This window comes from Halorubrum sp. B52 (assembly GCF_059752555.1).
Window position 1 is genome coordinate 415,237 of sequence record NZ_MWTG01000009.1, and the last position, 25,517, is coordinate 440,753.

Consider the following 25,517-nt stretch of genomic DNA (forward strand, 5'->3'; position numbering starts at 1 on the left):
CCTCCGGCTAACCACGTCGCGGTCGCCCTCTCGAATCGCCGACCGACTGTCTTCCTCTCGAGCCGCTGTCATCGCTCGCGTCGCCCGACGCGCAGCACTCCGTACAGCACCGCGAGGGCGGCGAGAACGCTGGTCACGCCGAACCCCGGAACCTCCGACTGCGTGATGCCGGCTCCTTCGGTGGACGAGGAACTCATCGTCTCGGAGTCGTCCTCCGTCACGTCGGCTTCGTCTGCGTCGTCGTCGGAGCCGTCCGCCGGGACGTCTCCTGCCCCCGAAGAGTCGGTCGGCGTTCCGTTCGGACTCTCGTCCGATCCGGGCGTCGTCGCGTTCGTTCCGTTCGCAGGGCGGACTGCGTGGTCCGCCCGAGACGAGTTCCCCGCCGCGACGACGAACCACCCGAGGCGCGGCGGCGCGGCGGTGAGCGTCACAGTCCGCTCGTCCGACTCGTCGACCGTCGTCGCGAGCGTCTCCCACTCCTCCGTCACCGCGTCGTAGCGCTCGATCCGCAGCCGCGTAGCATTCGTGTCCGACGCCTCGACCGCGCTCCGGTTGAGCGCGAGCGTCAGCTGGTTCGGCGCGCTGTCGGACGCCTCGGGCGAAGTGAACCTCATCACGGTGACTACCTCGCTGGCGTTGTCATCCCTCGAGTCGGCGGCGTTGCCTGGGGGCCGCTCGAACTCGGTCGCGACGTAGTCGCCGGAGGCGCCGGCTTCGAGCAGGAGTTCGATTCGGTCGATCGTCGGGCTACTCCCGTTGAACGTCGTGACGATCGACGCGGTTCCGTTCGGCGACGCGGTGTCGGAGGCGACGCGCGGAGGGTCCGCGGGCGGCTCGTCTCCCTCGCCGGCATCGCCGGTTCCCCCACCGTTCGCGCTCTCCCCCGAACTCCCGCCGCCGTTATCGCGGTCGTCGTCGGCGTCGTCTCTGTCGTCGTTCCCGTCGCCGCCATCGCTCCCATCTCCATCATCGCTGCCGTCGCTTCCGTCTCCTCCATCACTACCGTCGCTTCCGTCTCCTCCATCACTACCGTCGCTTCCGTCTCCTCCATCACTACCGTCGCTTCCGTCTCCTCCATCACTACCGTCGCCACCACTCCCATCATCGCCATCGTCATCGTCTGACCCGCCGTCACCGCCGTCGTCCGACTCCGGCTCGACGGTGACCGTCAGGCCGTCGTACCGCTGTGGGTTTTGCTCCTGCGCCGCGGCGTCGGAGAGCTTGGTGTCGGACTTCACGAACGCGAGCGTGGTCTCGTTTCCGGATTCCCCGACGAGTTCGACCGTCACTGTCGCGAGCCGCGGATCGGTGACGTTCGACGCGCGGTACTGATTGAACGCGACCCAGCCGCTCTCGTTGTCGACGTTGGTCACTGGGTCGCCGAACTGGTCGGTCCCCGACACGGACACGACTCGCACGACGTCGGGGTCGAAGGTGAGATTGGCCTGGTAGGCAGACACGTTCGACGCGTTCGCGCCGACCGCGACCGTGACCGTCTCTCCGGTGGGGGCACTGGCGGTGCTGCCGCCCGTCTCGTTGGTGAGCGCGACCGACGGCGCGTCCGCGCTGGCGGCGCCGACGGCGGCGCCCGCGAGGGCCGCTCCGAGGAGCAACGCCGTCGCCGCGACGACCACCGTCGCGCGTCGCGATCCGCCGTCGATTCGTCGGCTCATTCTGCCCCCGTCTCGCCGACGATCTCGACGACGTCCGTGATGTCGATGTCCCCGTCGCCGTCCATGTCCGCCGCCTCGCGGTCGATGTCGACGTCATCGTTGTTGATGTGGCGCTGGACGAGGCCGACGTCATCGTCGTCAACGTCGCCGTCGCCGTCCGCGTCACCGGCGAGGGTCTCGCTGGACTCGTCGCCGTCGCCTCCACTGTCTCCACCGCCATCTCCACCGTCGCTACCGCCATCACCGCTGTCACTACCTTCGTCCCCACTGCCGCCATCATCGCCGTCGTCGGGTTCGAAGGTCACGGTCAAACGCGGCGGCGTCTCGCCCTCCACGGTCGAGAAGTCCCATCCGTCGTCGCCGAGCGGGAGGATCGCCCACCCGTGGTTGGGTTCGCCGCCGACCCACGCTTGGACCCCGGCAGTGACGTCGATAGTCGTCTGCCCCGTCGAGACGGCTCCCGTCTCCGTCTCGGGGTCCGCGACCGCCTCGGAGCCGTCGGCGGCGATCCCGTCGTCGAGCGACGCCCAGGTGTCGCTCTCGCTCCAGTCTCTGAGCAGTCGATGGACGCTCCCGCCGCTTCCTTCGTCGACGGTCTCGACCGTTAGCGTCGCCGATTTCACGGTCGCGCTCGGGGGCACCTGGCCGTCTCCGTCTCCGACGACGCCGTCGAACCGGACCAGTGCTTGCGCTCGGTTGTCCGTGTTCTGCGGGTCCTCGGTGTCGACCGTCACCGTCGGGGCGTCTCCGTATCCTTCTTCAGGATCCGCTTCCCGGAGGTTGGTGTCACTCGTCCCCTCGTAGCCGTCGGTGCCCTGTTCGAACGAGACGGTTTCTGTCGAGGAGGCGGGCGCGAACCGCCCCGCGAAGTCGAGGCTGAACGCGAACTCGCTGTTCGAATCCTCCTCGTACTCGTCTTTATACGGGTTGTACGTGCTGACCCGAATTCGGTCCGGGTCACCCTCGCCCGGCTCGAACGCGATCAGTCTGAGGAGGCTGTTGCCTCGTTTCTCTCTGCGCTGATAGTTCGCGAGCATCTCGAATACTTGCTGACCCTCCACGTTTTCGGACGTCTGGTGGTACTCACCGCCATTCTCGTGGAAGTGGCCGTTGAGTACCATGAACACCTGCGGGTTCGGCTCGATGAGCCGCTGCCAGATCTGTTCGCCCGGGTTGCCGTCGCCGTCCTCCTCCTCGAGGAACTGCGTACGTCCGGGATTCACCTCGTCCCACGTGTCGTCGTACTTGTCGCCGTCCGTCAGGTAAGCGTGCGTCGTGACGATCGTCGGTCGTTCGGGGTACTGGTCGAGCACGCCCTGTGCCCACTCGAGCGCCGAGTCTCGGGCCTCCCACTCCAGCGCGAGGTGCAGGAAGTCGTGCCCGCCAGCGGTGAACAGCTGGTAGGAGTTCGACTCCTCGTCGCCGGGCCCGGTCCCGCCGTACCAGTCGTCATCGTCGAACCGCGACGCGCCGAAGTAGTCGGTGTAGTTTACGAGCCCGGAGCTCCGGTCCCGGGTGACGGCGTAATCGTGATTGCCGGGAAGCACGCTGTAGGGGACGGCGGCCTCGTCCAGTGTGGACATCGCCTGATCCATAACGTCCCACTGGTCCGTCTCGTCACCCTCTTGGACGAGGTCACCTTCGTGAGTGACGAAGACGATGTTCTCTGCGTCGACGCTCTCGGCGATCCAGTCGGTCTGTGCGTAGGCATACCTGTTCAGCGAATCTCTTTCCGCGTAATACTGCGTGTCTGGGAGTGCGACTATCGTCCACGACCCGTCGTCTGCACTCGATATCGTGCTCGATCCACCCGCTAGAAGCGGCGTCGCGGCCCCCGCCCCGACGGCTCTGAGAAGTGTCCGTCTGGACACGCTCACGACGCTCGTCGATTCCGCGTCGGCCGACTTCGGACAGGTATCGGAGAACATCGAATTGAACCTTTACCGTGGGGACGCGGTCGTCTAGTAAAATTACAAACCAATTTATACGTCTAATCGCGGTTAACACGCTTCTACCAGGGCGGTTTCGGTCGACAATCCCGCCACCGACGGGTGCTGAGACGCCTCTCGAAATCCGGTCTCCCGCTTCGGCCGTGAACCGACGCCGGAAGCCGCTCCGCTTCGCGCCGCCGCCGTCGAAACATTGGTGGATTAACAGCCGCATACTATTGACCGAATCGTTGGTACGACGTAGCAATGGCAATGAGAGCCGCGGTCATCGGCACGGGAGCGAAAACCGACGACCCCGACCGCACCGGCTACGCGATGGCGTATCGGCACGCGCCGGGCTATCAGCGACTCGACGGGGTCGAGCTGGTGGCGTGCGCGGACATCGTCCGGGAGAACGCCGAGTCGTTCGCCGACTCGTTCGGCATCCGGTCCGAGCACGTGTACGAGGACTACGAGGCGATGCTCGCCGGCGCGGAGCCCGACGTCGTGAGCGTCTGCGTCCCTCCCGCGCTCCACGCGCAGATCGTCGTCGACTGCGCGGAGAGCGGCGTCCCCCTCGCGATCCACTGCGAGAAGCCGATGGCGACGACGTGGGGGGACTGCCGTCGGATGGTGGAGGTGTGCGATCGCGAGGGCGTGCAGCTCTCGATCAACCACCAGCGGCGTTTCGGAGCCCCGTTCACGCGGACGAAGTCGCTGCTCGACGACGGGGTGATCGGCGCCCTCGACCGGATCGAGTTCGGCGAGGTGAACCTCTCCGACGCCGCCGTTCACCAGTTCGACCTCGCCGGCTACTTCACAGACTGGTCGCCAGTCGAGTGGGTGCTGACGGGCGCCGACTTCAGCGAGGAGAACGAGTGGTTCGGCACGCGACACGAGCATCAGGGGCTCACGCAGTGGTACACCGAAAGCGGCGTTCACGGCATCGCCTCCTCGGGCGAGGAACCGGGGATGGGCGCCGAGTTCGTCGGGTGTTACATGCGACTGATCGGTTCCGACGGGACGATAGAGCTCGGCGTCGAGGACGGGCCCCACCTCAGATACCGCGCCGACGGCGGGTGGAACACGGTCGACACCGGCGAGAGCATCCATCGACCGCTGCCCGGAAAACTCCGGATGGGGCTCGGGAAGGTCGCCGAACGAGCTCCGTTGGGTGATAAACACACGTTCGTCCCCACCTCGTTCGTCGAGCGGGCCATCGAGGACGTCGTCGACGCCCTCCGGGAGGACCGGGAGCCGGTTACCAGCGGCGATCGGTCGCTGTACGCGGCGGAGCTGCCGTTCGCCTCGTGGGAGTCGGTCAGGAGGCGCGGCCGCGTGGAGCTCCCGCTGGAGATCGACGACAACCCCCTCGAGGCGCTCGTCGAATCTCAGGAACGAGACGGCGAGGGTGACGGCAACGAGACCACCGACGGGGAGGTCGCCGACGGCGAGACCGCCGGGGCCGAAACCGACGACCAGACCGCGACGACGGCGAACGAGTGAGGTCGTCGGATCGGTCCCGACCCGCCCCGTCCGTTAGCTCGCTGCTACCGCTCCGTTTTTACGCAGCATAACAAAACGTCGCTGTCCTAACGTTCCAACGAGATGTACAGCCACGCAGGCGACGAGATCGGGGTCACGACATGAGCTCGTCGGACGACGACGGGAACGGTACGGTGGACGGAGACGTCGGGTCGGGCGGCGACGTCGGGTCGGGCGGCGACGGCGACGTCGCGTCGAACGCGACGCTCGGAACCGGGGACGGAGCCGAGCCGGTCATCGGGACCGACGCGACGATTCGTTCGGACTCGGTGATCTACGACGACGTGGTCGTCGGAGACGGGTTCCAAACCGGACACGGCGTGCTCGTCCGGGAGGAGACCGAGATCGGCGACGACGTGCTCGTCGGGACGCAGACGGTCATCGACGGGTACTCCACCGTCGGGTCCGGCGTCAGCCTCCAGAGCCAGGTGTACGTACCGTCGAACACGACGATCGGCGACGACGTCTTCGTCGGTCCGGGAGCCGTGTTGACGAACGATCCGTTCCCGGTCCGTCAGGACGTGGAGCTGACCGGGCCGACGATCGAGGACCACGCCTCTATCGGCGCGAACGCGACCGTGCTCCCCGGGGTCACCGTCGGCCGCGGCGCGTTCGTCGCCGCGGGCGCGGTCGTCACGAAGGACGTCCCGCCGGAGACGCTCGCCGTCGGCTGTCCCGCGACGATCGAACCGCTCCCCGACGAACTGAGCGGGGACAACCGGATCCGGGACGAACCGGGGTCCGATAGCCGATGATACCCAGCGCGAACCCGTCGCTCGGCGCCGAGGAGAAGCGCCGCGTCGAGGCGGTGATAGACTCCGGGATGTTGGCGGAAGGCGAGGTCGTCGAGGAGTTCCAGTCGGAGTTCGCCGACTACTGCGGCGCCGACCGCGGAATCGCGACCGCGAACGGGACCGTGGCCCTCCACGCCGCGCTCGTCGGGCTCGGCATCGGGGAGGGAGACCGGGTGCTCACGACGCCGTTCAGCTTCGTCGCGACGGCCAACGCGGCGCGCTTGGCCGGGGCCGAGGTGGACTTCGTCGACGTGGACCCGCGGACGTACAACGTCGACCCGGACGCGCTCGAAGCGCGGCTCCGCGACGGCGAGCCGGTCGACGCCGTCATCGCGGTCCACCTGTACGGCCTCCCCGCGGACGTCGGTAGGATCGGCGAGCTCGCCGACGAGTACGACTTCCGGCTCCTCGAGGACGCGGCGCAGGCGCACGGCGCGCGCTACGAGGGCGAGCGCGTCGGGAGCTTCGGGGACGCGGCCTGCTTCTCGTTTTACCCGACGAAGAACATGACGACCGGGGAGGGCGGGATGATCCTCACCGACGACGAGGCGGTCGCCGAGCGGGCGCGCCGGTTCGTCGACCACGGTCGGACGACCGGTTACGAACACGCGTCGGTCGGCCACAACTTCCGGATGACGAACCTCGCGGCGGCGATCGGCCGCGCCCAGCTCGACCGCCTGCCGGAGTTCACCCGGGCGAGACAGGAGAACGCGGCCCGGTTGACCGACCGGCTCGCCGACGTCCCCGGCGTCGTCACGCCGTTCGAACCGGACGGGTACGAGCACGTGTACCACCAGTACACGATTCGGGTTCCGGACCGCGACGCGCTCCGGGAGCACCTCGAGAGCCGCGGCGTCGGGTCGGGTGTGTACTACCCGATCCCGATCCACGAGCAGCCGGCGTACGAGGACGTCTCGGGGTCGTATCCGGTCGCGGAGAGCTGCGCGGAGGAGGTGCTGTCGCTCCCCGTTCACCCCGAACTCGACGAGGCGGACCTCGACAGGATCGCCGAGGCGACCGCGGGGGCGATCGTATGACGGTCGACGGCGGCGGCGACGTCGACGTCGGCGTCATCGGAGTCGGCGCGATGGGGCGGAACCACGCGCGAGTGTACGCGGAGCTCCCCGGCGCGCACCTCGTCGGGATCGCCGACGCGGACGCCGACCGCGCCGCCGACGTCGCGGCCGAGATCGGCACGACGTCGCACGCGACAGGCGCGCTGCTCGACCGGGTGGACGCGGTGTCGATCGCCGTCCCGACGGAATACCACGCGGACCTCGCCCGCGACTGCATCGACGCGGGGGTCCACGCGCTCGTCGAGAAGCCGTTCGTGACCTCGGTCGCGGAGGGCCGGGACCTGATCGAGCGGGCGGAGGCGGCGGACGTGCTCGTCCAGGCCGGCCACATCGAGCGGTTCAACCCGGCGGTGGCGGAGCTGACTCGGATCGTCGACGGCGTGTCGCCGATCGCCGTCGACGCCCGCCGCCTCGGACCGCCGAGCGACGACGGGCGGTCGCTGGACGAGAACGTCGTCCACGATCTGATGATACACGACCTCGACATCGTCCGGTCGCTCGTCTCCGGGGACGTCGCCCGGATAAACGCCCTCCGGACCGACGACGGGCAGCACGCGACCGCGCAGCTCCGGTTCGGCGACGGCACCATCGCCACGCTCACCGCCAGCCGCGTGACCCAGCAGAAGGTCCGCGACATCACGATCACGGCCGAGGAGTGTTACATCGAGCTCGACTACCTCACGCAGACGATCGAGATCCACCGCCAGTCCCGCCCGGAGTACATGGAAATCGGGGGGAACATCCGCTACCACCACGAGGGGATCACGGAGCGCCCGATGGTCCAGTCGGGCGAGCCGCTGCGATACGAGCTCGAGTCGTTCGTCGAGTCGGTCGCGGAGCACGCGACGCCGCGGATCACGGCCGAGGACGGGCTCCGCGCGGTGGAGCTCGCCGACGCCGTCATCGAGCGCGCGGACGCGACCGAGGGGCCTCGAACCGACGCCGGACACGCGGTTCCGTCGGACCGATGACCCGGCCGACGACGAAGCCGGAGCCGCTGTACGACGCCGCCCGCAGCGACGAGGAACTGCGCGCGCTCGTCGACGGGCGGGGCGCGTCGGTCGCGGTGTACGGGCTCGGAAAGATGGGGCTCCCGCTGGCGACCGTGTTCGCCGATCGGGTCGGCGACGTGGTCGGCGTCGACGTCGACGAGTCGGTCGTCGAGTCGGTCAACCGCGGCGACTGTCACATCGACGGGGAGCCGGAGCTACCCGACCTGGTGGCCGAAACCGTCGGGGACGGCGCGCTCCGCGCGACGACCGACGCCCGGGCGGCGGCGGAACGGGCGACCGTTCACGTCGTCATCGTCCCGACGCCCATCACCCACGCGAAGGAGCCGGACCTCTCTATCTTCGATACGGTCGTCGACGCGGTCGCCTCCGGGCTCTCGCCCGGCGACGCGGTGTTCGTCGAGTGCACCGTTCCCCCGGGGACGTGCCGCGACCGGCTCGTCCCGACGCTCGTCGAGCGGAGCGGGCTCGCCGCCGACGAGTTCGGCGCCGCGTTCTGCCCGGAGCGCACGTCGAGCGGCCGGGCGCTCGAGGACATCACCGGCGCGTACCCGAAGGTCGTCGGCGGCGTCGACGCGGAGAGCGCCCGCGTGGCCGAGGCCGTCTACGAGCGCGTCACCGACAACGACGTCATCCGCGTCTCCGACGCGACGACGGCCGAGGCGGTCAAGCTGTTCGAGGGGCTCTACCGCGACGTCAACATCGCCCTCGCGAACGAGCTCGGGACCCTGGCCGACGACCTCGGGGTCGACGTGCGGGAGGCGGCCGACGCGGCCAACACGCAGCCGTTCTGTCACATCCACAGCCCCGGCCCCGGCGTCGGCGGCCACTGCATCCCGTGGTACCCGTACTTCGTGATGAGCCGGGTGGACACGCCGACGCCGCTGCTCCGGACCGCGAGGGAGGTGAACGACTCGATGCCGGCGTTCACCGCGGGGATCGTCGAGCGCGAGCTCGCCGAGCGGGGGAAACCGATCGACGGGTCGCGGGTGCTCGTCCTCGGCGTCACGTACCGTCCGGGCGTCAAGGAGACGCGCGCGACGCCCGCCGGACCGCTCGTCGCCGACCTGAAGCGGCGCGGCGCGGACACGTTCGCGACGGACCCCATGCTCGACGACGAGGCGATCGCGTCGTTCGGCGCGGAGCCGGTCGCGCTGGCCGAGGTCGGCCGCTCCGACCCGGACGCCGTCGTCGTCGTCACCCCCCACGAGGCCTTCGACGCGGTCGAGTGGGACGGCTTCGAGGACGTCGTCGTGGTCGACGGCCGGGACGCGCTCGGCGACGTCGGCCACCCGACGTACACCATCGGGTCCGGGCGACGATAGCGGGCTTCGGGCGGACGTGGCCGCGCTGCGGACCGACCGAACTGGCGGCCTGTCGCCGTCAGAGGTATCCCAGGTCGGTGAGCTGCTGTTCCATCGCGGCGGAGTACGTCGCCTCGGCTTCCCCCGTTTCCGGCGTGGTCATGTCCAGGAGCTGCGCCTCTAGGCGCTCGTCGAGCTCGTCGCGGACCGTCGGATACTCGTCGCCCACTTCCGTCTCCTCGTCCGGAAGTCTGAACAGCTCCGCCTTCTCGGACCCCTTCACGTATTTGAACTCGTCCGTGCGGAACGCCGTCATCGGCGTCTCGTGGTACCGGGAGGTGTCGAACGCCGGGTCGGCCTCTAGGTACTCGTCGAAGTGCGGGATCCCCCGCTGGCTGACCGCGCCGTCGGGGGCGGCCTCCCTGAGATCTACGCCGCTGAACTGGTCGTGAGAGACGCCGAGCCGCTCCGCGAGCGTGCGCGTGACGTCGATGTGCTGGACGGGGTCGTCTCGCGCGTGCTCCAGTCCCTCGATCCCGGAGACGACCATCGGGACGTTCGTCAGGTGGTCGTCGAGAACGAGGTTGTGTCCGAGCACACCCTGCTCGCCGAACAGGTCGCCGTGGTCGCCGGTGACGACGAAAATCGTCTTGCCCGCGTTCAGCTCTTGGACGTGGTCGTACAGCGCCCCGACGAACTCGTCCGCGTACGCGATCTCGGCGTCGTACATCGCTTCGAGCGCCTCCCACTCGTCCTCGGAGAAGGGGCACCCGTCGACGATGCGCTGGATCATCCGGTCCCGGCTCGCGTACGTGTCCAGCGAGAGCTCCAGCGCCTCCTCGGTCGAATACGCGATCTCGTCGGTGAACCGATCGATCCACTTCCGCGGCGGCGCGTACGGGAGGTGCGGGTTCGGACAGTGCGTGTAGAGGAAGAAGGGGTCGCCGTCGGCCGTGAGCTCGTCGAGCCATCCCTTCAGGACCTCGCGCATGATGTACGTCTGGTTGTGCCGCCGCACGTTGAGCGAGAATCCGGGGCCGTACTCCCAGGCGCGCAAGAGGTACTTTAACGCCGCCGTCCGCGTTTCCGGTTCGTGAAACGCACGGCGGAGCAAGGCGTGGTGATATCTCTCAAATCCCCGATCGAGCCCCGTCGCCTCGCTGAGATAGGCGTTCGGCGTGAAACACGCGGTCTGGTACCCCCGATCTCGGAGCAGTCCGGGAAGGGTGGCTATCTCCGGCGGGAGCGGCTCGTTCGCTTTCCCGTCGTATCCGACGCGGTGCTCGAACAGATACGTCCCGGTGAGGATGGAGGCGCTCGACGCCGGCGTCCACATCGACTGGGAGAAGCAGTGCTGAAACGCCGTCCCATCGGGCCCTGACGCGATCCGTTCGAGGTTGGGAGTCGTCTCCCGGTCGTACCCACAGACGGACGTGTTCGCGGCTCTCACGCTCTCGAGAGTTATCCAGACGACGTTGGTCGGTCCCGTATTCATAAGGCGCAGTTACAGAAATGGAGACATAACTAGACACAAAATAACCGGGAACACGTGCTTTTCTAAGCCCCTCTGACAAGATCAGGGGAGAGTATCGCACTGGCCGGGTCGGCGGCGGGGCGCCCTCAATCGGCGGTAACCCTTCGAGATCGCGAGGAACTCACTCGGTCGGGCGCAGGAATCTTGCGTGAATCGTGCTCCAGAGGTCTCTGACGCCGGGCGCGCCGTCGAGAAGCCACCAGACGAAGACGGCGCTTGCGAGGCCGAGATCGACCAACACCGTCCCCTCGAGCTGCGCGTTCAGCAGGTACTGAACGATCCCGATCGACGGCCCGGACCCAGTCTCCACCTCGAACAACGGCCACAGGAGGAACGCGAGGTCGTGGAACCGGCCGTCGATCAGGGGCCGGATCGAATCGCCGAGGAGATGCGAGTAGTAGCCGAGGGCGAACGGCCACCCCCGCAGATCGTATCGCCTGCAGAGCGCGACCGCGGCGACGATGATGAGCGTGCCGACGAGGACCGAGTGGCCGAGCGATCGACCGCTCGGGAGGATGTTAAGCGTCCACGCGAGCGGCTTGTCGATGAGGTCCGGCATCTGCGAGCCGAGCGCCACGAGTGCGACGCCGGGCCACGCCGGACGTCGGCGATACCAGAGGTGCACGACCGACGAGTGAAGCAGGTACGCGAACGCGAGGTGTCCCCAGGGCCACACGACTCCTGATCGGACCTTCTTTCGTATTTATTTGTCGGTTTTGAAACTGGTGGTGGGGGTGATTAAACACCGTATAACTGATTCGAACGGTTCGAAAACGAGACAGCTCCGGCATTTATATACTGATGCCGACATAACTATGCAGCCCGATCGCTCGGGTGGGGTGCACGGCAGCACCGTCGCCTCGGAGAGTGTCGAACCCCGACAGACGGCCACCTCTTTCGCACCCCGCTCCCGGCGAATCCGAGGCGACTACTCAAATGCCCGGCCCGCCATGGACGCGTATGAGCAGCGATCCGGAGTCCGAAGCCCCGGCGAAAGGAGACGAGTACGCCCTCCCGAACGGGTCCACGGAGATCGTGTTCCACGTCGAGGGCGGCCACGTCCTCACGGTTCGCGAGTACGAGAGCGTCGACGCGTTCGAGGAGAGTGTCTCTCGCGGGCGATACATGGGAACGCGAGAGGACGTCCTCTCGATCCCGGACCCCGACGAGTTCGCCGAAACCGAGTCGACGCCCGGCGGCGAGGAGTAGCGGCGGAGGCGAGGCGGGGAGAGAACGCGACGAGATCGGCGCTCAGGCCTGGTGCCACACGTCGACGGTGCGGTGCGCGTACCCCTTGCCGACGACGTCGAGCCGTCCGTCGCCGTCGAGGTCGACCAGTTTCGCCTCGTGCGTCGGCACGCCGCTCGCGACCACCTCCGAGTCGAACGTCCCGTCGCCTCGGTTCCAGAAGACGAACTGCCTCGGCTCGTGTCCCTCCTCTAACCCCATCTCGGCGACGAAGATGTCGGGGTTCCCGTCGTCGTTCAGGTCCGCCACTTGGAGGGAGTGCGGGTTCGACATGTCGTCGTGCAGTACCGTCAGCTCCCAGTCCGGCGGGTCGAAGACGCCGAGTCGCGCGCGGCGGTCGCCCTGATACGGGAGGTCCCCCTCCGTCACGACGAGCTCCGCCTCGCCGTCGCCGTCGACGTCGGCGGCGACGATCCGGGTCCACTCCCACCCCTCGGCGACCACCTCGCGGTCCCACTCGCCGTCGTCGCGCCGGTGGAACACGTTCGTACCGGCGACGATCTCCGTGCGTCCGTCGCCGTCGATGTCGAGGACCTGCACGCCCTCGACGTTCAGGTCCTCCGCGACGAGGTGGCGGTTGGTGACGGGCCACGGCTCCAAGGTCGGGTCGTCGGGGATGTCGTAGTAGAAGACGGTCTCGCTCTCCTGTGAAAGCGCGAGCACCTCGAGCTCGCCATCGTCGTCCACGTCGGCGACCGCCACGTCGTGGTACTTCTCGAAGTCGTCGGTGATGAGCCGGCGCGTCCACCGGCTGCGCGGGTCCGCCCCCTGTTCGAACCAGTAGAGCTCGTGTTCGTTGAGGTTCTGTCCGGTGACGAGCTCGACCCGGCCGTCGCCGTCGACGTCGCCGAGCGCGGCGCCGACCGACAGCTCCGGCGACTTCGCGACCTCGTGTCGCTCCCAGCCGGGGTTCTCGTACCAGAAGACGTTCCACTCGAGTCGGTTGATGATCTCCCGCGTGCCGACGAGCTTCCCGAGGAATATCTCCTTGTCGATGACCGGAATGGTGACGGGGGCTTTCCTCCCGACCGCCCCGACGATGACGTCGGGGCGACCGTTACCCGTGAGGTCGGAAGTGAGACAGAAACTCATTCGAGCGGTCGGCGGGCTGTCGTCGATACACTCGTGTTCGAGCCGCAACCGTCGCTCGTCCTGCAGTGACATACCCGACCGGTGCGTCGGCGCGGGTATTGTAACGCAGTTGTTAATGGTTCACGGCCGGTTCCGGCGATCAGTGCGTGAATGTCTGTCCGCCAAGTTCGAGCGCATTGGGAGCTAGGTTGCCAGCTTCCGGTAGATCATCTCGAAGTTGTCGGTGACCGTCCACTTTGTCGCGAACTCGAAGAGTAACACCAGTGCGGCGTAAATAATCGCCCCGGTGGGAATGAGAAGCACGAGATTGACGAGCGGGCTGAACGGGGAAATATCTCCGAGATACCAGACGACGAGCCCCATCGGGACGCTCGCGAGCATCGGATAGACGAACTCGTAGTATATTTCGCGCATCGGTATGTCGACGGAACGCGACATGATGTACATGTCAAGCGGAAGCATCGGGAAGACGAAGATTCCGGTGACAGTAAGAGCCGTCCCAACGATGCCGAACGCGTTGGTCATCGGGTAAATGAAGATGGCGATCAGTATGACGCGAAGTGCTGACAGCTTCGTGATGTAGTCCGGCCTTCCGAGTGCGTGCCAGACCGGTCCGACCGTCTTGGCGAGCGCGCGCATAAGTCCGTAGAACGCGAGGACCTGCATGGCGGGAACCGCGGGCATCCAGTCCTCGCCGAACACTGTCATGACGAAGTCGGGCGCGACCGCGGCGATGCCGATCGCTGCGGGGAACGAGAGGAGTGCAGTGAACCGGAGCGTCTTGGAGAACGCGTTCCGTAGCTCCTCCGTGTTCGACTGCAACTTCGAGTAGGCGGGGAACATCACGCCTGTGAGTACCTGTGACAGCTCCGTCGCCGGCGCGTTCGAGAACCGGTAGGTGTACTGGTAGTACGCCAGCGCCGTTGGGGTCAACAGCCACCCGATGAAGGCGTCGTCGCCCTCGCTGTAAAGGAAGTAGAGGATCGACGAGGCCGTGAGCCACTTCCCGTAGTCGACGAGCTCCTTGGCGATCTCGAGGTCGAACGACGGAAACGGCCGGTAGCTCTGAATCGCATACGAGACGACGAGCTTGGCGACGTCGGCCGCGAGAAAGCCGAAGACGAACGCCCACGCGGTCGGTTCGATCAGCGCGTATCCGACGCCGACGACGAACTGAGTGGTGTCCCCGCCGACCTTGTAGACGAACTGCTTGTGGAAGTCGAGGTTCTTCTGAAAGTAGACAATGCCCGGGTTTCGGAACCCGAGGAGCAGCGGCGAGAGGCCGATAGCCTGTATCATCTGCACTGCGCGGGGCTCCCCGAAGAACTGCTCGCCGACGAGGGGAGCGATCGCGAAGAGGATCGCGGCGATGAGGACGCCCCTCCCGATCTCGAGCACCCACGTCGTGTTGAGGTGACTGTCGACGTTCTCCTCTACCTTCTGGATCAGCGCCTTGTTCAGCCCGATGGTGGTGAAATTCTTCGTCGCACTCAGCGTCAGCATCGCGATCCCCACCAGCCCGAGCTCGGCCGGGCCGACGAGCCGCGCGAGCACCGCCAGCATCCCGAGCTGGAGCGCTCGGCCGACGACGTTCTGACTCATCAGCCAGGCCGCGCTCTTGACCGTTCGTTCGACGGTCCCGCCCCCCGGTTTCATCCGCTTGATCAGCGCAAGCAGTCGGTCGAGCAGACTCATCGATGACGTTCGGAAACAGTGACCGGATCCACCGGTAATATTATATTATTTGACATTACTATCTGTCTCATTGGGCAGTACGAAACGGCCTTCGGTACAATGTAATGTCATTCCTAAAACACGGTACGACGTCGTGGACTCCTGATCCCAACTCGGGGTACGCTTTCTCGACATCCGGCAGAACACTCAAACTGCGGCGTTCCCCTCGTTATGATCGTATGTTGTCGCCCGAAGCGAGGCGAACTCGGAGAGGTATCTGCCACCCACGCCCGGCACCTAGCCTTCCGAAGACGACTGGAAGAGATCGAAGTGGTGACAGGCGCCATTTGACAGACTTTTGTAACACGATGTATTCCACTTTGATCGCCGGGCAACGTCCTATCTCGCGAGGTTATACAGCGAATTTACACATGCCGAGAGGAGCTCGTCGGATCGAAGCGTCTCGGACGAGCAAGCGACCATGAAGTACGGATCGCGTTCAATCACGGGCTCCAGACTTTCTCGCAGATCTCGCGCGGAGATCATCATCAGATTGAGTCCCCCGAGGGTGTGTCTCGTTAATGCGCCTGTCTCCGTCAGATACGATTGAATACCCAATGCATTCCGTTTCATCGGCATCGTGTACTCGTAATTCGTCTGTGTAACCGATTGTCGATCGCCGGAACTGTCAAACATGACCCCGTCGTGAGTAGCGGACCGGACATACGGGACGTCGAAGCAGTGTTCGATATAGTGGTGTTGCGTGCTCACTATCCAATCGGTACCGACGTTGAGAATGAGCACGTCGTCTCGGTCGAGCTTCGCCCAGCAACCGGTTTCGGCGAACGAATCGTGGTGGTCACAGCCGTCGAACCGGTAGTCGCCTTTAACCAGGATCGAATGGATCGGATCGTCCGTTCGGTACTCCGCGTCGTCGAGAAACAGTTTGGCGAACGTCCCGAACTCCGGACGTGAGTACTCCTTGTGGTAGACTCCAGAGCTTCGAAACGACGGGGTGAACCCCGGCACGAGGATACTGTCGAAGTTCGCTTCGAGCGTCTCGAGCAAGAACTCGTACGGGTCACACTGAAACGCCCGTTTGACGTCGCTCAAGCCGGCGTGGACGAAAACCGTGTCGTAGTCGTCGAACTCCGCGACGAGTCGTTCGAATCGGTCGGCCGATGCCGGTGTGACCGTTCGGTCCCAGTTGCGCTCCAACCCGAAATGAAGGGCTGTATTCGCGTAAGTCCGCAGAGCGGCGGCGTTCATTCGTTACCACACCCCCGATGATCGACGAGTTCGTGGTACGCCTCTTCGACGGGTCCGACCCACGCGCCGAGCGACTTCGCTTCGACGATTAGCCGCTCGTACAACCGGCGGTATCCGGGAAAGTCGGTCTCGTTGAAGAGTCGCGGATGCCAGAGGACCGTGACGATCGCTTCCTTGGCGCGAGCCTCGGTGAGCAGTCGCTGCAGCTTCTCCCACGCGGCACCGATACTCCCCGCCTCCTCGACGAGCGGTGCCTCCATCACCGTGAGGGGAAAAACGAGGAAATCGTCGTCGAACGGACGAAAAACCCCGGTTCCGACCTGATCTGTATCCGCGGCCTCCGACTGCACGCCTTCGGTTTCGGCCGCGGGGACCGGCGCGTCGAACCCCACCGTCGAACTGGAGCCGAAACTCGCGTCGTACCGCAGCCCGGCGTCGCGGTGATTCTGCCACGTCTCCGGGACGTTCAGGTTGAGATAGTGTTGTCGGCCGCCCGTGACGGGGTGGCCGAGGACGTCCTCAAGTTGCTGTTTCTCTGAGACGAGTCGATCGGGCTCAGCGAACGAATCGAACGATCCGTGTAGGCCGACTTCCCACCCTCCTCGGTCGAGCTTTCGGATCGCGTCGACGACAGTCGGCTCCGTGACGTCGTAGTACCCGGTGTACCGGATCCAGTTCGTCGGCCGAAGCCACGTCGACGGAGATTTATCCCCGAGAAGGCGTTTCTCGTTCAAGAAATAAAACGAGGACCGGATGTCGAGGCGGTCTTCGAGCGCCATGACCTCATCGAACTGCTGGTAGGGTTTCGATCTCGAGAAAAGCGACTTGAGATGGTGGTGTCGCCGTTCAGTGAGGGCGTAGTACACCGACTGGTACGTCTTATATATTCGATCGACGTCGTGGGTGAGACAGACGCCGAACTCGTAGTCGTCGAAGACGCCTGGACAGGCGACTGAGCAGCGCTGGGTCGACATCCTGTAGCCCTGACCGGAAACACGACCCCGGTGTCATTTAGTAATAATGTATATACCGACCTGAGATACCGGTGCTATTTTAAACTCCAACCGTCCATTCTGTGCGTTCGACGCGCAAAAAGGTATTTTAGCGGCTCGAAACGCGTAAAACGGCTGTCATCGATTCGAATGCTGTCGGTCTGAGGGTTCTGTGAGACGTCTGTCGGATTCGCCCCGCCAGAACGGAGCCGAGCGGCGGTTCGAACCAGCGAGGGGCCGATCTACGGCCATCCCCTCGGAGTCGCCGGCGCGACGAGAGTTGCTAACTGACAGACACGGACACGACCTCCGACGCGGGTTATGAACTGATGAACTATCCGCCTCCCGGACGACGGCCGGGGTAATGCGAACCGAACCCGGCCTGACGTCGACCGACCGATTCAGCGGGCGGCGGCCGTCCTGCGGACCGGCGTCAGAACCGCCAGCGTTGACCGATGTTACCGGAGGCGGACCGACCGATGAGTGATCCAACCGTCCTCTCGGTCGTCGGCGCTCGTCCGCAGTTCATCAAGGCGTTTCCCGTCTCGCGGCTCCTCCGCGAGCGTCTCTCCGAAGTGCTCGTTCACACGGGTCAACACTACGACTTCGGCATGTCGGACGTGTTCTTCGAGGAGCTCGACATCCCCGAGCCCGACTACAACCTCGGCGTCGGCTCCGCGAACCACGCGATCCAGACGGCTGAGATGCTCCGCCGGATCGACGAAGTGGTCGAGACGGAGCGGCCCGACCTCCTCCTCGTCTACGGCGACACGAACTCGACGCTGGCCGGGGCCCTCGTCGCGGCGAAGCGGAACGTTCCGGTGGCCCACGTTGAGGCGGGCCTGCGGAGCGACAACTGGGCGATGCCCGAGGAGGTGAACCGCGTCCTCACCGACCGGTGTTCCGACCTGCTGTTCGTCCCCTCCAAGCGGGCGGTCGAGACGCTGGCCGCAGAGGGGATCACCGACGGCGTCGCCGTCACCGGCGACGTGATGTACGACGCGATCACCCGGGTCCGCGATCGCGCCCCCCCGGCAGCTTCGGTCCTCGACGACCTCGGGTACGGCGACGGCGAGTACGTCCTCGCGACGGTTCACCGGCAGGCGAACACGGACGACCCGGAGCGCCTCGCGTCCGTCGTGGAGGGGTTGGCGTCGTCGCCCCGCCCGGTCGTCGCGCCCCTCCACCCGCGGACCGAGGAGGCGCTCAAGCGACACGAGCTCTGGGACCGGGCGACGGCGGAGCTGGGCGTGATCGAGCCGGTCGGCTACCTAGACTTCGTCGGGCTCCTCGACGGGGCGGAACGCGTGGCGACCGACTCCGGCGGCGTGCAGAAGGAGGCGTTCTACCTCGACACCCGGTGCGTGACGCTCCGCGACGAGACGGAGTGGGTCGAGACCGTCGAGGCTGGCTGGAACGAGCTCGTCGGCGCGGACGCGGAGGCGATCCGGGCGGCGCTCCGGCGGACGGAGGACCTCCCCGAGAAACCCTCGCTGTACGGCGGCGGCCGCGCTGCGGAGCGGGTGGTCGACGAGATCGTCGCACACTTTCGGTAGGAACGGCCGGGGACCAACCGGTAGCTTCGATTTCCGTGAACGGCCGATGCGGGAACTCGTGACTCGACCGCAGAAGCACCCTGTTATTCCTCAAAAAGAGACGGCTCGCCGGTCCTCAATCGATGGTCTCGAACGTCGCGACGGCCGACCCGCGGAGTTCGAGCTCCTCGATGTAGCCGGAGAACCAGTACGCGTCCCTCCCCTTGTGAACGAGACCGACGGCCGAGTCGGTCTCGATCTTCGATTCGAGCGCGTCCCACTCGCCGTCCGCCGCGACCGTGTGTTCCGGGCTCGACTCGACCGAACCGGACACGGCGAACTTGTACGAGCTGACCTCGTCGTCGTTCGACCCGTCGAAGACGATGAGGTGACGGTCCGAGGAGTCACCGTCGATCGGCTCGCCGTCGAGGTACACCTCGACGTCTCCGGTGACCGTGAGGTCGGTCAGCTCGCCGGAGAAGTCGTACACGTGCGTCCCGGTCTCGATCGCCCCCTCGGCGCTCGAGCTGGAGATGTTGTCGGCGATGTCGTCGTTCGGGCTGCTCTCGGCCTCGATCTCCCCCGACACGGTGAAGCGGTAGCTCGTGGCGCTGCCGGTGCCGACGAGGCTGAGCGTGTGGGGAAGCTCTTCCCCTCCGATCGTGGAGAGATCGTCGACGGCGGTGCCGTTGACGGTGACGGTGACGGTTTCGGGGTCGGTGACGGCGACGTCGTCGACCGAGCCGGTGAAGTGGAAGGCGGCGAGGTCGGTCGTCGAGCCGTTGACGGTGCCGTCGGTGACGGTGGCGCCGTCGCCGGTCGCGCCGGGTTCCACGTCGCCCGACGCGGTGAACTCGAACCCGCTGGCCCGGCCGTCGTCGGATTCGACGGTGAGGACGTTTTCGCCGAGCACGGCGGGGTCGACTTCCCGGAGGTCCTCGGGGTTCTGGAGGACGTAGTTGTCGACGTCGACGTCGACGCCGTCGTCAGCGAAGTAGACGTTCGCGTAGTCGAAGCTGCCACCGCTGAAGGCGGTGACGTAGCCATCGAGGTAGTAGTCGTCGACGCCGCGGAGGCTGCCGACGCGACCACTTACTGTGTTGCCGTCGGGTTCCTCGCCGGCGTACTCGCCGGACGTGAGCCCGTCGCTCGCGGTCATCTCGTACCTGACGACTTCGCCTTCGCGAACCTGCGCGACGACGACCCGATTCTTGCCCGTCTCGGAGTCGTCCGCGGACCCGCCGATTGTCGAGAGCTCGTCGGCGGGGAGCGCGGTGCCGTTGACGGTGACGGTGGCGGTGTCGGGGTCGGTGACGGAGACCTCGCCGACGGAGCCGGTGAAGTGGAACGCCGCGAGGTCCGTCGTAGACCCACTCGCAGTGCCGTCGGCCACGGCGGCGCCGCCGGCGGTCGCGCCGGCTTCCACGTCGCCCGTGACGTCGAACTCGAACTCGATCGCCTGATCGACGTCGGATTCGACGGTGAGGACGTTTTCGCCGAGCACGGCGGGGTCGACTTCCCGGAGGTCCTCGGGGTTCTGGAGGACGTAGTTGTCGACGTCGACGTCGACGCCGTCGTCAGCGAAGTAGACGTTCGCGTAGTCGAAGCTGCCACCGCTGAAGGCGGTGACGTAGCCATCGAGGTAGTAGTCGTCGACGCCGCGGAGGCTCCCGGTGCGGCCGCTCACGGTGTTGCCGTCGGGTTCCTCGCCGGCGTACTCGCCGCTCACGAGTCCGTCGCTCGCGGTCAGATCGTATCTGACGACTTCGCCTTCGCGCACCTGCGCGACGACGATCCGGTTCCCGCTCGTCACGGGGTCCGTCGTCGTGTCCTCGTTTCCCGACCCGTCGGTTGTCCCCGAGTCGTCAGTGGTGTCCGAGTCGGTGCCGTCCGAGGTCGAGTCACCGTCTCGCCACGAGTCGAGGTTCGGAGCGGGACAGCTCTCGGTCGACGTGAGGTTCGTCGTCGTGACGTCCGCGTTCTCGAAGATGGTCGCTCGGCCGCCGACGTTCACGTTCGTGTCCTCGATCGTGGCGTCCGACGTGCCATTGAATTTGATCCCGTCGGTGTTCGGCATCTGGATACAGCTATTATTAACCGTCGTCCCGTCGCGGTCACGGATCGTGATAGCCGGTCTTCCGCTCCCGGAACCCGTGACTGACACGCCGTCCAGATTCGCCTCGTACGGTTTCCCAGCTTTATCCGTTGATTCGTCTTGGATGAGAATCGGATAAATATCATCTTCATTGCACTCGACCCGGGTGTTGCGAATATCGATCCCACCGCAGTCGCCGTGGTTGAGAATGCCTGCGACTCCTTGCCCGACACTGTTAACGATGATTTCACAGTTCTCAACGAGCGGGCCGCCCCGTTCAAGATCGTATGTTTGAGTCCAGATACCACGGTTTAGCACAATCCCTCTCGGATCAATGACCTCAGTTTCCGGGTGGATGTCGTCAACGTCCATTACGATGGTCGTATTCTTGATCCAGGAGTTGTTACCAGAGACACGGACGCCGGAGTGGGAGCAATTCTTAAAGAAACTATCCTCCACTCGGACAGTACCATTCACTTTCCCGGCGTAGAGGCCGCTTTCCGTGGCGTTATGTATCTCAATATTTCGGTACGTTATGGTGCCGTTTGTTCCCCTTCCATTCCAAATGGCGATTGAGGTTTTATCTCGCATAAACTGTGTCGGCCCTCGACGGGTTACCCCGTCAACGAGCGCGGAACCGTCCGAATCTACGATATTGAACGTGAGTAACCGCCCGCCGCCTGCGGGGGCCCACCCTTCTACGAGAATGTTTTTTATATGGAGCTTATCTGATACAGCTCCTCCAACGATTCTAAATGTACTGTCCCACTCGTCGCGTTGATCGAGCGTGACGTCCCCGACGTATAGCCCAGACGGTCTGTTTCTCGCAATGACCAGCGTGGGCGACGTCCCCGACACCGCCTTGAAAACGACGTCCTCCTGGTTTCGGGTCTCACTCTCGATTCCGAAGTTGTCCGCCGGAACGTCGATGTCGTCCCCGACTAGGTACTCTCCCGGGGGGAACTGCACGAGGGTATTACCCTCGGCCGCGACGTCGTTTAGGACGCCGTCAACTCGATCGCCGTCGGAGAGGCCAAGATCGGCGTTCGCGTCGAGGACCCGGTCGAACGTGATCCCGTTGCGTTCCGCAGCCCCCGACGCGGAGGCGGTCGTCGCGCTCGCACCGGTGCCGACGGCGCCGACCGCCGCTGCGCTAAGCATGAGGTATTTGCGTCGATTGAGGAGCCCGTCTTCCGAGCAACCAGTATGCTGCTCCGTTTCGTTCTCGCACTCGTTAGGTCGTGCTTTCGAATCCATCGCAACTGTTAATCGAGCATTAATCGGTATAACTGTTTCTTAGATTATATGTATAATTTTCTGTGACCTTCTGTTTAATTCATTGAATATGAAATGATATTCACGGACACATGAACGTCTCTAAGCAATCTTATTATGGTGTTCTTAGGCTGTTAATCACTGATTAACGCCGATACTAGGATGAAACTCTCCGCTAGTGCCTCTAACATCTCACTCTAACATCCAATAAACCGAGAGAGACAGTCGAGTAAATTGCTCGGTAAGGCAACAATAATCGGTCGCGATCCCCGCGCGCCAGAACTCCGCCTCGATTCACTCATACACCTGGCGGAATTTGAGCCGATCTTCCTCCACTCCGGTAACAAGAAGCACGCTCACGTCCTCGCTTGCGTCTCGGAACGGAAACACGGTCCGGTCGTCGCCGATCGGCAGTTCGACCGAGGACGAACCGAGTCCGAAGTTCCCTCGCGTGCTGAACTCGTTCGTACCTCTGAACTCGAGGGCGTAGTCGTCGAGCGGGCCGGAGGGCCGTTCGATTCTGAGCGGGACCCCGGTGGTCTCTACCGTCACGTCCTCGAAGACGGTACCATGGCTATCAACAACGGTGACTCCGTGACGCTGGCCGGACTCTCGTGGCGTTTCAATGGTTACGTTTCGTAGTGTTGAATTCGGACGACCATCTATTTTGAGTGCGGACCCACTATTCCCATGCTCTTTCATTTGGACGTTGTCTAGGGTAACGCTCCACGGTTCGGCGACGTGATCCAACGGTGGTACCGCTCGAAATGAGAAGCGATCCGTCCAGTTTTTTAGTTCCGAGTTTCTGAGCTGCATTCCTCCTTGGTTGTTCGTGATGTGTACTAGCGACTGCGTCAAAAAAGTCGAGCGAAGTTCCAAGGTCGTGTCCTCTATGAAGCCGCCAGTAAAGCCTTGATCACCGGACTGCATTCTGATCCCGCGCATCTGGCCTTCCACCCCTCCGTTCTTTGGGTGGAAGTCGTCGGAATCGATAACGACGGTCGCGTCTTTAATATACGATCCGTTTCCAGAGATACGAATACCGTCGTTACGATTGTTCTTATAGAACCCCCCTTCTACGTGGACGTCACCGGGACACTTCGACGCGTAGACGCCGCCCTCTCCGGCGTTGTGGATCTCGAGATCCCGATATGTTACCGTTCCCTTGTGTGTTCGTCCAGAAAAGACGCATAGTTCGTTCTTCGGAAAAGGGAGGAATATTTGCGGTCCCGTCCGAATGAACGTGTCAACGACCGCGGCCCCGTTAGGGTCGGTGACGCTCAATATGAGGGCACTGACCCCGCTTGGGTTTTCCGTCGGATTCGCGCCGGCTTTCTCTACGTTGCGGATGAGCAGGTTGTCCTCTATAATGGTCCTCATCCCCATCGTGCGATCGAACTGGCCGCCTAGGTCAAATGAGAAGTTCTCAAGGAGCAAATCGCTCCCATACATCAACTGGAATTCAACGCGAGAGCCCTCGTTTGTCGTGAACCGCACGTCGGTACGTTCTTCGCCTACTCCACGCATCCCCCAGTTGGAGACGTTCTCGCCTTCGATCGTCTCAAGGAGCTTGTACTCCCCAGGCGGAACTTCGACGAGAATGTCTCGATCGAAGCTCTTGACTAAGGAGTCGTCGACGGGGAACAGCCCGTTCGGATCCCATCCGAGGTCGTCGACGGCGTCCACCCGCTCTTCGAAGCCGAACTGCTCTTGTAGCGTCTCCCACTCGGTTGCTCCCCCGCTTGAACCCGCGCTCGGCTGCTCCCCTGACGAGTTCTCCGTCGTCTCCGTCGTCTCCGTCGTGTCTTCCCGCCCGCCACATCCGGCGAGCGTGCCGCAGCTGAGCGCGAGGGATCCGAGGAGGGCCCTTCGCTTCATTACCAGACACCAACCGACCTGCGGGCTTTGTTATACCTCGCATACCCGGCCGGACCACCGCAGGAACTGGCCGTCTCCTCTGTCTCTCGGGCGGAACAACCGGCAGGTGCCGCTCCCTCGCGACCCGCTTCGATCGCCACTCCTCGCGTGGGTTATCGCGGCGAGACCACGCGTGCAACCGACAGTAGATTCTTCGTAACTATACGCGAAAGCGCCGTAGGCACCCTAACCAGCATGCGAGTCGGCATATTCACCAACACCCCCGCGCACGTCCACCTGTACCGTAACGCGATAGGGGAACTGGAAGAGCGGGGCCACGAGACCGTCGTCTTCGCCCGCGACGACGGCTGCGCGCTCGACCTCTTGGAGTACTTCGGAATCGACCACTACCGGTACGCGAGGCGGGACGCGACGAAGCGGAACCTGTTCCTCAAGCTCCCGAGCCACCTGCGAAACATCTACCGAATTCTCCAGAAAGAGGACCTCGATCTCGTCTTCGGGATGGGTCTCTACTCGGCGTTCGCCGGCGCGGTCTCGCGGACGCCCGCGGTCTCGGTGACCGACTCGGAGCCGATGGCGTGGCGGCACGTCGCCATGTCACCGTTCGTCGAGGCGTTCCTCACGCCCGACGCGTTCACGCGGAACCTCGGACCGAAACACTACGCGTTCACCGGGCTCAAAGAGACGGCGTACCTCCACCCCGACGTCTACGCGAGCACGGGGACGGTCCGAGAGGAGCTCGGCGTCGGCGACGACCCGTTCGTTCTCGTCCGGTTCAACGCGTTCAACGGCCACCACGACGTCGGTCGCCGGGGGTTCACGCCGGCCCAGAAAGAGGAGCTGATAGCCCGGCTCTCCGAGCACGCGAGGGTGTTCGTCTCCGACGAGACGGGCGCGCTCGACGTCGGCGAGAGCGCGGCGGAGCCGTACGACGCGCATCCGGCCCTGATGCACGAGGCGCTCGCGGAGGCCGAGCTGCTCATCGCCGACACCCAGACGATGATCACCGAGGCCGCGCTCCTCGGCACGCCCGGGATCCGCTCGAACTCCTTCGTCGGCGACGACGACATGGGGAACTTCAAGCAGCTGGAACGGGCCGGGCTCGTCTACAACTTCTCCGAGTTCGACTCGGTCGTCTCGACCGCCGAGGAGCTGCTCACGAGGGACGACACGGCGGCGGAGTGGGAGCGTAAGCGGCGCGAGTTCCTCGCTGACAAGTGTAACCTGACGGCGCTCATCGTCGACATCGTCGAACGGACCGACGCCGTCGGCTCGGTCGACGCGGCGGTCCGAGAGAACGAGGACCTGTTCCGCCGTCGCGGCTCGGTCTTCTCGTCACCGTGAGTCGCTCACCCACGAATCCCGCCGTGCCTTCGGAGGTCGGCCGCGCGGAGTTAGCAGCGATATAACGGGACCGTCGACCGATCGCCGCCTCACAGGCACCGCATACCAAATACGGTCCGATCGCTACTCCACGACAGATGAACCCGAACAGGCCACGCGGCGATGCGGACGGACCGCACGCCGACCCGAGCGGTCCACACCCCGGTCCGGGCGGACGACCCAGCACAGTTCGCGGAGCCACGGAGCGGAGC

The 25,517-nt window shown here is 64.8% G+C and carries 18 protein-coding genes; 8 read left to right on the forward strand and 10 right to left on the reverse strand.

Features of this window, described 5'->3' with window-relative positions:
* Nucleotides 1-68: 68 nt before the first annotated feature.
* Both B4V04_RS10670 and B4V04_RS10675 read right to left on the reverse strand, forming a co-directional pair.
* Nucleotides 69-1,673, reverse strand: a complete 1,605-nt coding sequence (locus B4V04_RS10670; RefSeq protein WP_498231484.1) for a cohesin domain-containing protein — start codon at nt 1,671-1,673, stop codon at nt 69-71.
* A complete protein-coding gene (locus tag B4V04_RS10675) occupies nt 1,670-3,601 on the reverse strand; it encodes a DNRLRE domain-containing protein (RefSeq protein ID WP_498231486.1) in 1,932 nt (643 codons plus the stop codon). Before B4V04_RS10675 ends, B4V04_RS10670 begins: the two co-directional genes overlap by 4 nt.
* Nucleotides 3,602-3,868: 267 nt before the next feature.
* On the opposite strand from B4V04_RS10675, the gene B4V04_RS10680 reads away from it, so the two are divergent.
* From B4V04_RS10680 to B4V04_RS10700, 5 genes are all read left to right on the forward strand, one after another.
* Entirely contained in the window at nt 3,869-5,107 is a 1,239-nt protein-coding gene (locus B4V04_RS10680; RefSeq protein ID WP_498231488.1) for a Gfo/Idh/MocA family protein, read from the forward strand.
* 140 nt (nt 5,108-5,247) lie between these two features.
* On the forward strand, nt 5,248-5,901 hold the full coding sequence (locus B4V04_RS10685; RefSeq protein ID WP_498231490.1) for an acyltransferase: 654 nt from the start codon (nt 5,248-5,250) through the stop codon (nt 5,899-5,901).
* Nucleotides 5,898-6,977, forward strand: a complete 1,080-nt coding sequence (locus B4V04_RS10690; RefSeq protein ID WP_498231491.1) for a DegT/DnrJ/EryC1/StrS family aminotransferase — start codon at nt 5,898-5,900, stop codon at nt 6,975-6,977. The genes B4V04_RS10685 and B4V04_RS10690 overlap by 4 nt, the downstream gene beginning before the upstream one ends.
* Nucleotides 6,974-7,987 carry a Gfo/Idh/MocA family oxidoreductase gene (locus B4V04_RS10695; RefSeq protein ID WP_498231493.1) on the forward strand — a complete coding sequence of 338 codons (1,014 nt, stop codon included), beginning with the start codon at nt 6,974-6,976 and terminating at the stop codon, nt 7,985-7,987. Before B4V04_RS10690 ends, B4V04_RS10695 begins: the two co-directional genes overlap by 4 nt.
* On the forward strand, nt 7,984-9,351 hold the full coding sequence (locus B4V04_RS10700; protein WP_498231495.1) for a nucleotide sugar dehydrogenase: 1,368 nt from the start codon (nt 7,984-7,986) through the stop codon (nt 9,349-9,351). The genes B4V04_RS10695 and B4V04_RS10700 overlap by 4 nt, the downstream gene beginning before the upstream one ends.
* A 58-nt stretch (nt 9,352-9,409) precedes the next feature.
* Here B4V04_RS10700 and B4V04_RS10705 read toward each other — a convergent pair whose 3' ends face one another.
* Together B4V04_RS10705 and B4V04_RS10710 are read right to left on the reverse strand one after the other, a co-directional pair.
* Nucleotides 9,410-10,825: a sulfatase gene (locus tag B4V04_RS10705; RefSeq protein ID WP_498231496.1), complete on the reverse strand. Its 1,416-nt coding sequence runs from the start codon at nt 10,823-10,825 to the stop codon at nt 9,410-9,412.
* Nucleotides 10,826-10,985: 160 nt separating this feature from the next.
* Entirely contained in the window at nt 10,986-11,540 is a 555-nt protein-coding gene (locus B4V04_RS10710; RefSeq protein WP_498231497.1) for a metal-dependent hydrolase, read from the reverse strand.
* A 284-nt stretch (nt 11,541-11,824) separates the two neighbouring features.
* On the opposite strand from B4V04_RS10710, the gene B4V04_RS10715 reads away from it, so the two are divergent.
* Nucleotides 11,825-12,073, forward strand: coding sequence for a hypothetical protein (locus B4V04_RS10715; RefSeq protein WP_498231498.1), 249 nt, complete (start codon nt 11,825-11,827; stop codon nt 12,071-12,073).
* Between the two features lie 42 nt (nt 12,074-12,115).
* On the opposite strand, the gene B4V04_RS10720 is transcribed toward B4V04_RS10715, so the two are convergent.
* The 4 genes from B4V04_RS10720 to B4V04_RS10735 all read right to left on the reverse strand — a co-directional run bounded on the left by B4V04_RS10720 (nt 12,116) and on the right by B4V04_RS10735 (nt 17,121).
* Nucleotides 12,116-13,276, reverse strand: a complete 1,161-nt coding sequence (locus tag B4V04_RS10720; RefSeq protein WP_498231499.1) for an FG-GAP repeat domain-containing protein — start codon at nt 13,274-13,276, stop codon at nt 12,116-12,118.
* Between the two features lie 111 nt (nt 13,277-13,387).
* A complete protein-coding gene (locus B4V04_RS10725) occupies nt 13,388-14,899 on the reverse strand; it encodes a lipopolysaccharide biosynthesis protein (RefSeq protein ID WP_498231501.1) in 1,512 nt (503 codons plus the stop codon).
* A 378-nt stretch (nt 14,900-15,277) separates the two neighbouring features.
* Nucleotides 15,278-16,147 (reverse strand): AAC(3) family N-acetyltransferase, encoded by an 870-nt coding sequence (locus B4V04_RS10730; protein WP_498231503.1) that lies wholly within the window; start codon nt 16,145-16,147, stop codon nt 15,278-15,280.
* Nucleotides 16,144-17,121, reverse strand: a complete 978-nt coding sequence (locus tag B4V04_RS10735) for a polysaccharide deacetylase family protein (protein WP_498231505.1) — start codon at nt 17,119-17,121, stop codon at nt 16,144-16,146. Before B4V04_RS10735 ends, B4V04_RS10730 begins: the two co-directional genes overlap by 4 nt.
* A gap of 497 nt (nt 17,122-17,618) precedes the next feature.
* On the opposite strand from B4V04_RS10735, the gene wecB reads away from it, so the two are divergent.
* Nucleotides 17,619-18,695 (forward strand): non-hydrolyzing UDP-N-acetylglucosamine 2-epimerase, encoded by a 1,077-nt coding sequence (gene wecB, locus B4V04_RS10740; RefSeq protein ID WP_498231507.1) that lies wholly within the window; start codon nt 17,619-17,621, stop codon nt 18,693-18,695.
* 115 nt (nt 18,696-18,810) lie between these two features.
* On the opposite strand, the gene B4V04_RS10745 is transcribed toward wecB, so the two are convergent.
* Entirely contained in the window at nt 18,811-20,751 is a 1,941-nt protein-coding gene (locus tag B4V04_RS10745; RefSeq protein WP_498231509.1) for a hypothetical protein, read from the reverse strand.
* Nucleotides 20,752-22,338: 1,587 nt separating this feature from the next.
* Nucleotides 22,339-23,922, reverse strand: coding sequence for a hypothetical protein (locus tag B4V04_RS10750; RefSeq protein ID WP_498231511.1), 1,584 nt, complete (start codon nt 23,920-23,922; stop codon nt 22,339-22,341).
* 234 nt (nt 23,923-24,156) lie between these two features.
* On the opposite strand from B4V04_RS10750, the gene B4V04_RS10755 reads away from it, so the two are divergent.
* Nucleotides 24,157-25,266 (forward strand): hypothetical protein, encoded by a 1,110-nt coding sequence (locus B4V04_RS10755; RefSeq protein WP_498231513.1) that lies wholly within the window; start codon nt 24,157-24,159, stop codon nt 25,264-25,266.
* The last annotated feature ends 251 nt before the right edge of the window (nt 25,267-25,517 follow it).

Coding starts and splice junctions, on each gene's coding strand:
- B4V04_RS10720 (WP_498231499.1), bottom strand. CDS start 13,276: ATGTCACTGCAGGACGAGCGACGGTTGCGGCTCGAACACGAGTGTATC.
- B4V04_RS10745 (WP_498231509.1), bottom strand. CDS start 20,751: ATGCCGAACACCGACGGGATCAAATTCAATGGCACGTCGGACGCCACG.
- B4V04_RS10725 (WP_498231501.1), bottom strand. CDS start 14,899: ATGAGTCTGCTCGACCGACTGCTTGCGCTGATCAAGCGGATGAAACCG.
- B4V04_RS10755 (WP_498231513.1), top strand. CDS start 24,157: ATGCGAGTCGGCATATTCACCAACACCCCCGCGCACGTCCACCTGTAC.
- B4V04_RS10685 (WP_498231490.1), top strand. CDS start 5,248: ATGAGCTCGTCGGACGACGACGGGAACGGTACGGTGGACGGAGACGTC.
- B4V04_RS10750 (WP_498231511.1), bottom strand. CDS start 23,922: ATGAAGCGAAGGGCCCTCCTCGGATCCCTCGCGCTCAGCTGCGGCACG.
- B4V04_RS10730 (WP_498231503.1), bottom strand. CDS start 16,147: ATGAACGCCGCCGCTCTGCGGACTTACGCGAATACAGCCCTTCATTTC.
- B4V04_RS10735 (WP_498231505.1), bottom strand. CDS start 17,121: ATGTCGACCCAGCGCTGCTCAGTCGCCTGTCCAGGCGTCTTCGACGAC.
- B4V04_RS10705 (WP_498231496.1), bottom strand. CDS start 10,825: ATGAATACGGGACCGACCAACGTCGTCTGGATAACTCTCGAGAGCGTG.
- B4V04_RS10670 (WP_498231484.1), bottom strand. CDS start 1,673: ATGAGCCGACGAATCGACGGCGGATCGCGACGCGCGACGGTGGTCGTC.
- wecB (WP_498231507.1), top strand. CDS start 17,619: ATGAGTGATCCAACCGTCCTCTCGGTCGTCGGCGCTCGTCCGCAGTTC.
- B4V04_RS10690 (WP_498231491.1), top strand. CDS start 5,898: ATGATACCCAGCGCGAACCCGTCGCTCGGCGCCGAGGAGAAGCGCCGC.
- B4V04_RS10695 (WP_498231493.1), top strand. CDS start 6,974: ATGACGGTCGACGGCGGCGGCGACGTCGACGTCGGCGTCATCGGAGTC.
- B4V04_RS10675 (WP_498231486.1), bottom strand. CDS start 3,601: ATGTTCTCCGATACCTGTCCGAAGTCGGCCGACGCGGAATCGACGAGC.
- B4V04_RS10680 (WP_498231488.1), top strand. CDS start 3,869: ATGGCAATGAGAGCCGCGGTCATCGGCACGGGAGCGAAAACCGACGAC.
- B4V04_RS10715 (WP_498231498.1), top strand. CDS start 11,825: ATGAGCAGCGATCCGGAGTCCGAAGCCCCGGCGAAAGGAGACGAGTAC.
- B4V04_RS10700 (WP_498231495.1), top strand. CDS start 7,984: ATGACCCGGCCGACGACGAAGCCGGAGCCGCTGTACGACGCCGCCCGC.